Annotated in this window: 4 protein-coding genes; 3 read left to right on the forward strand and 1 reads right to left on the reverse strand. The window is 65.4% G+C overall.

The features are described from left to right. The coding region (locus tag EOD07_RS31030; protein ID WP_127238003.1) for a hypothetical protein at nucleotides 1-360 on the reverse strand (360 nt) is incomplete at its 3' end. A 356-nt stretch (nucleotides 361-716) separates the two neighbouring features. Here EOD07_RS31030 and EOD07_RS31035 point away from each other — a divergent pair. The 3 genes from EOD07_RS31035 (at nucleotide 717) to EOD07_RS31045 (ending at nucleotide 2,162) form a co-directional block, all read left to right on the forward strand. Then, nucleotides 717-1,040 (forward strand): hypothetical protein, encoded by a 324-nt coding sequence (locus tag EOD07_RS31035; RefSeq protein ID WP_127238004.1) that lies wholly within the window; start codon nucleotides 717-719, stop codon nucleotides 1,038-1,040. 139 nt (nucleotides 1,041-1,179) lie between these two features. Then, a complete protein-coding gene (locus EOD07_RS31040) occupies nucleotides 1,180-1,653 on the forward strand; it encodes a hypothetical protein (RefSeq protein ID WP_127238005.1) in 474 nt (157 codons plus the stop codon). A 239-nt stretch (nucleotides 1,654-1,892) separates the two neighbouring features. Next, nucleotides 1,893-2,162 carry a hypothetical protein gene (locus EOD07_RS31045; protein ID WP_040980779.1) on the forward strand — a complete coding sequence of 90 codons (270 nt, stop codon included), beginning with the start codon at nucleotides 1,893-1,895 and terminating at the stop codon, nucleotides 2,160-2,162. Nucleotides 2,163-2,390: the final 228 nt, after the last annotated feature.

The following is a 2,390-nucleotide window of genomic DNA, read 5'->3' on the forward strand; positions in this document are numbered from 1 at the left end:
GCCATGAGCTGCCGCATTGGATGACGCGGCCTTTGCCGCCTTCGCCTTGCGGGCCTTGCGCGCAGGTTTCCTGCGCGGCTTGGCGCGTGCCGGCTTGGCGAGATCAGCCGCCGGCGCGGTCATTGCCTCCAACGTCGCGATGGCAACGCGAGCTGCCGAGGGGCTGGGGCCCTGGGGCGGAAAGCCGAAACCGGCGACGGCATCGACCGTGCCGCCACGCACCATGCCGATGCGCACGCCGGGCGCGACCTGCTCAATGCGGCCTGAGCTGAGTGGCAGGCTTGCGCTCTCGAACTCGCCGATGGCGCTGACGATCTCGGCGCCGTCATCGGCGGTGACGATGGTGGCGTAACGTGGCATCTGGTCCTCGGTGTTGCAGATAGATAGAAGGACAAGGCGGCGTTCCCTCGCGCCCTCTGTCCCGCCAGCGCTTAAAGCAAAAACCCGCCTTGCGGCGGGCCATTGGCGCAAATCAGCACCATGGACAAAATAGTAGCATAGCTGCCCTCACCCGGCAATAGGGTTTAGGCAAATTTTCCTATTTCTCCAAATCCGCTTGACCCGACCCCTGTGGGCGAGGCGCGCCTCGCCACAACCATGGATCGAGCCCTGGAGCCGAAAGCCGGAGGAATTTTGTCGGAACCAACCTTGGTCCGACGGGTTCCACCCTTAGTCGCAACGCGACAGACGAACCGTCTCGCACAGAGGAGAAGATCATGCTTATGAAGATCCTTGCAGCTTCGGCCCTGACGATCGGTCTCGCCACGACGGCGATGGGCCAGACCGCCGGCACCGCCGGAAACAATGGCGGCGGCAGCGGCCAGACCATCACGGTCGACCCGAAGACGCCGGCCACGCCATCGCCTGACCAGATGGGGCCGCCTGACACCGGCACGACCGGCAGCATCAGCGGCGGCGACATGAATTCGAACGCCGACAAGAACTGCCCGAACAGCCCGCAGGGCGCGGTGGGCAATGCGAACAACTCGACCGCCGGTACGATGGAGCCGAACGTCAACGACAAGAATTGCGGCAAGTAACGGGCGCCGGGCTTGAAGCAAGGGCCGCGGAGCACGCTCCGCGGCCCTGTTTTCTGGCCGGGTGGGCACGGGGCTCGGACCATGCGGCGCGGAACCATGCGACGCCTTGGCCGTTCCAGGAGGCAAAAAGGAGAAACCGATGGCAGACAACGACACCAGCACCGCCAATTCAGCCGACGGCAACGCGAGGACCACAGCCGCGCGCAGCAGCAGCGCATCGCGCAGCAGCGCTGCGTCGCGCGGCAACACGCGGGCCGCGAAAGCGTCCGAAGACGCGATGAAGAAGCAGATCGCCGAACTGAAGCGCGAGGTGAACCGGCTGAACCGCGCGCTTGCCGAACAGGCCGAGGATGCCGCCGAGACCGCGCAGGGCTGGTACCGAAGCGCGGCCGATCGTGCCTCGTCCCTCTACGGCGGCGCTTCCGATCGCGCGTCGCGCGCGGCGAGCCAGTTGCGTACCCAGGCGCATAGCGTTTCGGAAACGGTGCAGCAGAACCCCGGCACCTTCTCGACGGCAATGCTGATCGGCGGACTGGTCGGATTGCTGGCCGGCATGGCGATCAGCCGAAACACCGATCCGGAGCCGGACTGGCTGCGCCGCTGGCACAGGTAGACCTTTCCGGTCCGGTCGCAGCAGCCGAACCGGATCAACGGTGGTGAGCGCAGGTTGCCTCGCGGCGGCCGCGCGGAAGGAAAGGCCAGGCCGTCGCGCCCGGCCTTTTTCTTTCCATGTCAGGCCTTTTCGTTTCAAGGTTGTGCTGCTCCCTGCCCTCCTGCTGTGGCCGGTTGTCCCGGGCTGGTCATTAGCCGGAGCTTATGGGATCATTCCCTCAGGGAATCGCGGAGAGCAGCATGGACAGACCTGCCATGGCATCCGTCTTTCGGATGCGGCATGTGCCTGCAAGCATTTCGGGCGTACGCAGCCTGGGCCGGGGCCAGGCCGATCCGATCTTCCATTCGAGACCACTCGGCGAAGCGATCCGCCTCATCGCTCAGGCCGAGGGCCAGTACGACCTCAGCGCCGTCGCCGTCTTCTATGGCGACCGCCAGACGCCGCCGCTCGGCAATCGCGAGATCAGGCAGCTCTGGAGCGAGTATGGCGAGCGGTGGATGGAGGCTTAGCCGCACAGGCTCCCGCCCGGATCGGAAACGCCCCTCATGCGTTCTTGAAGCGAGGTCAATGGGAGGAACGCCATGAACGTCGCCAACCTGCAACTCGAGGGCCTGCTGATGGCCGTCGCCGCGATCAACCATGTGCTCGTCAAGAAAGGTGTGCTCACCGTCGAGGAAATCGACATCGCATTGCGCAAAGCCGAGGCCGTCGAGACGGGTGAGGACCGGTCGGAAGGC

Source organism: Mesorhizobium sp. M2C.T.Ca.TU.002.02.1.1, assembly GCF_003997225.1.

Coding starts and splice junctions, on each gene's coding strand:
- EOD07_RS31035 (WP_127238004.1), top strand. CDS start 717: ATGCTTATGAAGATCCTTGCAGCTTCGGCCCTGACGATCGGTCTCGCC.
- EOD07_RS31040 (WP_127238005.1), top strand. CDS start 1,180: ATGGCAGACAACGACACCAGCACCGCCAATTCAGCCGACGGCAACGCG.
- EOD07_RS31045 (WP_040980779.1), top strand. CDS start 1,893: ATGGACAGACCTGCCATGGCATCCGTCTTTCGGATGCGGCATGTGCCT.